We start from the raw sequence: 6,822 nt of genomic DNA, 5'->3' as shown, positions 1-6,822 counted from the left end.
CCGGGGAGCGCTTTTTTCTTTACCCATTATGCCATTTGTACATCCACAAGACGCCCGATTTCATCAGACGCGCAATGCGTCCGGTAACGGTACGGTCTGCGAGGTAGGCAAAGCCTTGTTTTTTCCCGAGCGAACCAAGGAAGCCTTTCAGCTTGATCTCCGGCATCGTTTCAGGCAATGCCTCGCCCTTCCATTTCATGCGCAGCACTTTGACGATCTGTTCAGCTTGTTCTTCTGCCAACTGTGCAGAAGGCGCCATTGGCAGTGCGGCACAGTCGCCGACAACATAGACATTCTCGTCGTTCGGCAATTGGTGGTATTGATTGATGATGACGCGCCCGCTGCTGTCGCTTTCCAAATTCAAGTCGCGTACCGGCTTGACTGGCTGGATGCCTGCCGTCCAGACGACTGCATCGACCGGGATCGTTTCTTCGTGATTGTGGAGCAGATTAGGCTCCACTTTGGTGATGTTCGAATTGGACACGACATCAACGTTATTATTATCGAACCATTTCTTGACGAAATTGCTGAGCCGCTCCGGGAAGTCGCGCAAAATTCGCGGACTGCGGTCAAACAGCTTGATTTGCAGGTCTTTGCGGCTTTCGCGTAATTCACTGGCAAGTTCGATGCCGCTAAGCCCTGCACCGACAACGCCGACTGTGGCTCCTGATTTCAATCCAAGCAAGGCTTCATAAGTTTTCCGCGAGTTGCCGATGGTTTGGATGCTGTACGTGAATTCATCCGCTCCAGGAACGCCGTGGTATTTGTCGATGCAACCGAGCCCGATGACCAATTCATCATAGGCGATGCGTTGGCCGTCTTCCAAAAAGATGCATTTTTCCTCCAGGCCGATCTCCCGAATTTCGCCATTGACGATTTTCAAGCGTTCGTGCTCGGGGAACGGGACGCGCACCTCGTGGTCGGATTCAGTGCCTGCAGCGAGTGCGTAAAATTCCGTTTTCATGCTGTGAAAAGGCGTGCGGTCAATGAGGATAATTTCCATATCCTGCGGGAAATTATTCGGCAAGAGCCGAAGCAAGACCCGCATATTGCCATAGCCGCCACCTAGTAAGACTAATTTCTTCATATAATTCTCCTTTAGCCCGTCATTCTGCTGTTGATTCCAAATATGAGTATAGCTGATTGTGATAACTTTCACAATCCTTTCAGGGCAAAATCAATTAATTGACGGTTGCACTGAAACACGGTAGGATTTCCTAGTAGTGAGGTGAGCTGGAATGAACCCGATTATTGAATTTTGCATGAGCAATCTCGCCAATGGTTCGGAAGAGTCTTTTGCAAAACTAGAGCAGGACCCGAATCTGGATGTACTCGAATATGGTTGTTTAAGCTACTGCAGCCAATGTGCCGAATCCTTGTTTGCACTTGTAAACGGTGAAATTGTGGAAGCGGACACCCCTGAAGAGCTAACCAAGAAAATATATGAGTTCATAGAAGAAAACCCATTGTTTTAAGCCGCCTTTTGGACGGCTTTTTTTATTGCTTCCAAAAACTGAGATTTTCTAACAAATGCGTTGCAGGATGGTCTTTTTGCATAACCGCGTCCATCGGGGTCACACCCGTATTGACGTGCACCGTGTCGATTCCAAAGCGGATTCCTGCCTGAATGTCGGTATCGTAGTTATCCCCGATCATCACCATTTCCTCTTTATCGAATCCCCATTCGTGCTGAATGGCTTCGAGCATATGGATTTCTGGTTTGCCGATAAATACCGGATCGACATCTGTCGCTTTTGACACGACGGCTGTTATGGCCCCGTTGCCTGGTAGAAATCCTTCTTCCGAAGGGAATGCCAAATCCTGGTTAGTCGACAAGAACACGGCCCCATTCTGCACCTCAAGGCAAGCGCGCGATAGTTTCCTGTAACTAATCTGTGGGTCGAGCCCCATCAGGACGATATCTGCCTGTTTCTCGACGCAGTCGATTCCTTCCGTATCAAGCGCTTCCTTCAAGCCATCCGAACCGATCAGGTAAACTGTGCGGCCCGGGTACCAACGCTTGATGTATTTTGCCGCCGCGACCGCTGAAGACATAATGCGCGATTTATCGGCATTGACACCGACCCTTTTCAGCTTTTCATACAATTGCCCTTGCGTTTTGGAGGCGTTGTTCGTGACATAAAATGCTTCGATGCCTTGTTGTTGCAAGCGGCTGACAAATTGCGCAGCTTCCTGAACCGGCGCTTCGCCTCGGTACACGGTGCCATCCAAATCCAGGCAATACGCCTTGTAGCGCTTAATTTTTTCCATTGTCGTTCTCCGGGATGAACGCGGAGACCGGGCCGAGTTCATGTTCAAGGTAATGGGCCACTTTAGGGCCGAATTGTTTCAGGCTGTCCAACTGCGCATCCATTACGCGCTTGATTTCTGTATGGTCGACCGCAATGAATTCACGCACAAGCATCTTGCGTAGGCCGACGAGTTCTTTCAAGGGCTGGTCCATTTCTTCGGTGATCACTTTTTCATCCACTAATATATCGATGATATCTTCGTAACTACCCGGATCGCGCATAATAAAACCATCGATCATCGAATTCCCGACATCGATCACCGCTTCAATCGCCCCGAGTGCCAGACGCTCCAAAGCCAATTGGTCTTTCAACGAATTCCACTGGCCATTCTCTTCATATAAAGCGATAAGCGCATCCATATACGTGATGGCTTCCTTGATTTTTCCGCGGTCGATAAAATACATAATGAGTCCCTCCATTTTGCTGTTTCTCGCTGTTGCGTTTCTTCTCTATCATATCATATGGGCACAAAAAAACCCCCAGCGGCTCAATCCGCCGTGGGGGGTTCAGGTTGTTCCTGTACTTTTGGTTCTGGTTGTTCCTGCACTTCTGGTTCCGGCGCTTTTCCGGCCTTTTTCAAGACGAAGTAAGAGCAGCCGAAATTGCAATATTCATATAAATAATCCTGTAGCGTGCTGATCTTCGTATCATAGCTTGCTTTGTTATTGCTATCTTCAAAAAAACCTTTAAGGCGAAGCTGCCCGTATCCCCAGTCGCCCAGGATATAATCGTATTTGGCCAGAATATCACTGTACCTGTTCTGGAATGCTTCTTCCTGAAACCCTTCGCGATGATCCTCGATCACCTCGTAATTCCACTTTTCAATTGTGATCAATATCCTCACCACCCATACCTAGTAATGACAAAAGCCTGGGCCCGCATCATCCTGCTTTACCTGCTTCAAATGTATCACACCAAGGCTTTGTGGACAAGCTGTGCTATCGTCGCATAAGTAAACAAAAAACCTCCGGCAAGCGTTCTGCCAGAGGTTTTCCATTTTATCCTAAGTCTTCTGCTTTGTTTGCTTTGCTCGATCTTACAGCGTGGAAAATGCTCGCTGCAAGCCCTCCCCAGAGGAGGATCATACCGATAATCATAACTACAATCGCGCTAACTGACATGTCGATCCCTCCTTATTCTTTTTCTCGTGCCGGATGCTCGGAATGCTCATCGTAATAGCGATAGTTTTTATGCCATTTGCCGAGCGAGAACAAAATCCCGAAGAGCAAAGCGCCCGCTGCGACGGCTACGCCGCCGAACAATGTGAACATATTCGAATAGCCTTCATAGTTCCCTGTTTCCGTTTCGAACTGCTGGAAAATATTCAAGCGCAGCAAGCCGAACATCATATAACCAAGAACGATCGGAGTGATGACGCCTAAGCTGAATTTCCACCAGCCGCCAAGATGGATGTCCGAAATCTCGTTGGCGTGGTTCTGGAGAGCGCCCGCTTTGCGCAAGATCCAGACCACCATGATAACTTCCACCAGTCCAACTGCGGCAACACCGAATTGGTTGATGTAGTAATCGGCGATATCCAAGAAGAACAATCCGCCTTGAGTAGCAAATAAGATAGAGATCAATCCGCCGAATGCGACCGCTTTTCGGCGTGAAATCCCAAACTTCTCAGTGAAACCTGCAACATACGTCTCTGTAATCGACATGAGTGATGTGAGTCCTGCAAGTGTCAACGACAGGAAGAACAAGAAACCGAAGAGGCCGTTGAACCCTGGAAATTCATTGATGATCGCTGGGAATACAACAAATGCCAGGCCAACACCTGCAGATGCTACATCCGCCACTTCTACACCTGATTGTGTCGCCATGAAACCAAGTACCGCAAACACCCCGATACCGGCAAGCAATTCAAAGCTTGAGTTCGCAAATCCGGTAATGAACGCGTTGTTTGTGATATCCGATTTTTTTGGTAGATAACTTGAGTAAGTGATCATGATCGCAAAAGCGACCGATAAACTGAAGAATATATGCCCATAGGCCGCAACCCATACGGTCGGGTCCATGATGGCGTCGAAATTTGGCCGGAAGAACGCTTCCAATCCAAGTGATGCACCTTCAAGCGTGACAGCACGGATGACGATGATTGTGAAAATGACGACCAAGGTAGGGATGAAAATCCGGTTCGCCATTTCGATTCCCTTTTTGACACCAGCAAGCAAAATGCCGAGTGTGATAATCCATACGATAGCTAATGGAATGAAAATACCCCAGACGATTCCCCCGGTTTCACCTGGCGATACAGTCAGCTGGAGAAAATCATTGAATAAGAAGCCTTCTGTATCTTCTCCCCACGCTTGATTGAATGAGAACAAAGTGTAACGCATCGCCCATGCGATGATGACTGCATAATAGACCGAAATGACAAACGATACGAACATCGCCCACCAACCGAGCCATTCTGCTTTCTTGCCGCTCATTCTAAAGAATGAAAGTGGTGCGGATCCGCGATAACGATGGCCGATGGTGAACTCCAATATAAGGATTGGAATCCCGGCTGTTAAAAGAGCAAACAAATACGGTATAAAAAATGCGCCCCCCCCATTTTCATATGCTACATACGGGAATCGCCAAATATTCCCTAAACCTACTGCTGAACCGACCGCCGCCATGATAAAACCGGCTCTCGTTCCCCATGTAGAACGTTCCATTTCTCTTCCCCCTTTGTTGTGAACTCCCAATTTTTTAACAGAAAAATAGGAAGTTTGTTTATATTCAGATTATTTTGGAATCTAAATTTAGTATAACTAGGACCCTGTTCAAAGTAAAGATAATTTCTGAAAATTTTTCAAAAAAACTATTATTACAATAATAAAAAGGCGGAGATAGAATATCTCCGCCTTCCAGATCTTAGTTCTGTTCATGTTTTTCCATTAAGGTTGTACGCTTAGACCAGAAAACGAATAGTATTGCCAAGACAATTGCTACCGCTCCAAGAGCCAAAGGCAAGGAGCCGGTAAAGCCTATGACGATATACCCTACTGCTGCGATTGCTGCAGAGGTCAATGCATAAGGAAGTTGTGTGACAACGTGGTCCATATGGTTGCTTCCTGCGCCTGTCGACGACAGAATTGTCGTGTCCGAGATCGGTGAACAATGGTCCCCGAACACTGCTCCCGCTAGTACAGCCGATAAGGAAGCGAGCAATAGTTCAGGTTCTGCTTGGATCATGATCGTGCCGGCAATCGGCAGCAGGATCCCGAAAGAGCCCCAGGAAGTACCAGTCGAAAACGCCATGACGCCAGCCAACAAGAACAATAGGACAGGCAGGATGCTTGTCGGCACATTGCCGCGAGCGACAGCGTCAGCAAGGTAACTCCCTGTTTCCAAAGCGCCGATCAAATAGGTCAGCGACCAGGCGAAGATCAAGATGAAGACAGCTCCCGCCATTGATTGAATCCCTGCCCAGATGCCTCTAGCGATCCAATGCGCTTCCGCTGCTTCATTGCGCTTGATCTGCAGTGCGTACAGGATGATCGCTGCAAGTGCGCCGACGATTCCGCCTGTGATCAAGGACAAAGGAACATCGGTGTTTTCAAAAATAAGCCAAATGTCAAATACTCTATCGGCATTTACATATCCTGTCCACATCATCGCTGAGACTGTTCCTACGATCAATAACAGGATCGGCAATAACAAATCGCGGACGCGTCCGTGCGAGTGGCTCGGGAAATCTTCTTTCATTTCCCCAGGAATCACTTTATCCGGATTGAACAACTGGCCTTCTGTAATCGCCAGGCGTTCATGTTTTTTCATTTCCCCGAAATCCACATCACGGATTGCGACGAAGAACACGATGGCAAGTGCCGCGATGACGTAGAAGTTCATCGGTGCCATCCACAGGAAAGCTTCCAGCGCCGAATAATCAAGGAAGGTCTGCCCAGCCAAGATCGTTCCGATGATGCCGATGATTGCAGCTCCCCAGCTGGATACGGGAGACACTACACAAATCGGTGCAGCAGTGGAATCGATGAAATAAGCTAGTTTTGCACGCGATACTTTATAACGGTCCGTAATCGGCCGTGCAACTTGCCCGACGGCCAAGGCATTGAAATAATCGTCGATGAAAATCAAGATGCCAAGAAACACCGTAACCAATTTCGCCCCGCGGCGTGTTTTCACGCGCGCAGATGCCCAATCGGCAAACGCATGGCTGCCTCCAGACAGACTGACGAATGCTGTAATGACCCCTAGCAGCAATAAGAATAAAATGATGAAGACATTGTAAGCGTTAAAGCCTTCATCCCAAAAGATTACCGCAAATGAAGTGAATAATTCGTTCAAGGCTTCGAGCGGCGCAAACGATGTCAGGATCAAAGCAGCCGCCACAATGCCGACGCCGAGCGACAGCAATACACGGCGCGTCAACAGTACCATCGCAATCGCGATGATCGGCGGCAGTATCGAAAAGATTGTGTTTTCCATAATTAGATTTCCTCCTATTCATTTTGATGGTAAGGCTTAGACCAAAAAAGCCGGTTTATCCCATGGATAA

Annotated in this window: 8 protein-coding genes; 1 reads left to right on the top strand and 7 read right to left on the bottom strand. The window is 48.1% G+C overall.

Going from position 1 to position 6,822, the window contains the following annotated elements; all coding sequences use genetic code 11:
* Positions 1 to 19: 19 nt before the first annotated feature.
* On the bottom strand, positions 20 to 1,087 hold the full coding sequence (locus tag ON064_RS16270; protein WP_274625587.1) for an NAD(P)/FAD-dependent oxidoreductase: 1,068 nt from the start codon (positions 1,085 to 1,087) through the stop codon (positions 20 to 22).
* 151 nt (positions 1,088 to 1,238) lie between these two features.
* Between ON064_RS16270 and ON064_RS16265 the strand changes: the two genes are divergently transcribed.
* The gene (locus ON064_RS16265) at positions 1,239 to 1,475 is read left to right on the top strand and encodes a YuzB family protein (RefSeq protein ID WP_058381198.1); all 237 of its coding nucleotides are present in this window, start codon (positions 1,239 to 1,241) and stop codon (positions 1,473 to 1,475) included.
* Between the two features lie 22 nt (positions 1,476 to 1,497).
* Here the strand turns inward: ON064_RS16265 and ON064_RS16260 are convergent, their stop codons facing one another.
* The 6 genes from ON064_RS16260 to ON064_RS16235 form a co-directional block, all read right to left on the bottom strand.
* A complete protein-coding gene (locus tag ON064_RS16260) occupies positions 1,498 to 2,271 on the bottom strand; it encodes a TIGR01457 family HAD-type hydrolase (protein ID WP_274625586.1) in 774 nt (257 codons plus the stop codon).
* Complete coding sequence (locus tag ON064_RS16255; RefSeq protein ID WP_101190010.1) at positions 2,258 to 2,716, bottom strand: DUF86 domain-containing protein; 459 nt, start codon at positions 2,714 to 2,716, stop codon at positions 2,258 to 2,260. Before ON064_RS16255 ends, ON064_RS16260 begins: the two co-directional genes overlap by 14 nt.
* A gap of 83 nt (positions 2,717 to 2,799) precedes the next feature.
* Positions 2,800 to 3,147 carry a YutD-like domain-containing protein gene (locus tag ON064_RS16250; protein ID WP_274625585.1) on the bottom strand — a complete coding sequence of 116 codons (348 nt, stop codon included), beginning with the start codon at positions 3,145 to 3,147 and terminating at the stop codon, positions 2,800 to 2,802.
* A gap of 163 nt (positions 3,148 to 3,310) precedes the next feature.
* Entirely contained in the window at positions 3,311 to 3,433 is a 123-nt protein-coding gene (locus ON064_RS16245; RefSeq protein ID WP_145990591.1) for a methionine/alanine import family NSS transporter small subunit, read from the bottom strand.
* A gap of 12 nt (positions 3,434 to 3,445) precedes the next feature.
* Positions 3,446 to 4,978 (bottom strand): sodium-dependent transporter, encoded by a 1,533-nt coding sequence (locus ON064_RS16240; RefSeq protein ID WP_274625584.1) that lies wholly within the window; start codon positions 4,976 to 4,978, stop codon positions 3,446 to 3,448.
* A 199-nt stretch (positions 4,979 to 5,177) separates the two neighbouring features.
* On the bottom strand, positions 5,178 to 6,752 hold the full coding sequence (locus ON064_RS16235; RefSeq protein WP_274625583.1) for a Na+/H+ antiporter NhaC family protein: 1,575 nt from the start codon (positions 6,750 to 6,752) through the stop codon (positions 5,178 to 5,180).
* Between the last annotated feature and the right edge of the window lie 70 nt (positions 6,753 to 6,822).

Origin of the sequence: Planococcus sp. A6, assembly GCF_028823615.1 — a bacterium.
In the GTDB taxonomy this organism is placed as follows: Bacteria; Bacillota; Bacilli; order Bacillales_A; family Planococcaceae; genus Planococcus.
Note: the sequence above shows the minus strand (reverse complement) of the source record. Positions and strands in the feature narration are given on the sequence as shown.

Excerpts from the sequence above, each read along its gene's own strand:
- ON064_RS16235 (WP_274625583.1), bottom strand. The coding sequence starts at position 6,752 with ATGGAAAACACAATCTTTTCGATACTGCCGCCGATCATCGCGATTGCG.
- ON064_RS16260 (WP_274625586.1), bottom strand. The coding sequence starts at position 2,271 with ATGGAAAAAATTAAGCGCTACAAGGCGTATTGCCTGGATTTGGATGGC.
- ON064_RS16265 (WP_058381198.1), top strand. The coding sequence starts at position 1,239 with ATGAACCCGATTATTGAATTTTGCATGAGCAATCTCGCCAATGGTTCG.
- ON064_RS16245 (WP_145990591.1), bottom strand. The coding sequence starts at position 3,433 with ATGTCAGTTAGCGCGATTGTAGTTATGATTATCGGTATGATCCTCCTC.
- ON064_RS16240 (WP_274625584.1), bottom strand. The coding sequence starts at position 4,978 with ATGGAACGTTCTACATGGGGAACGAGAGCCGGTTTTATCATGGCGGCG.
- ON064_RS16255 (WP_101190010.1), bottom strand. The coding sequence starts at position 2,716 with ATGTATTTTATCGACCGCGGAAAAATCAAGGAAGCCATCACGTATATG.
- ON064_RS16270 (WP_274625587.1), bottom strand. The coding sequence starts at position 1,087 with ATGAAGAAATTAGTCTTACTAGGTGGCGGCTATGGCAATATGCGGGTC.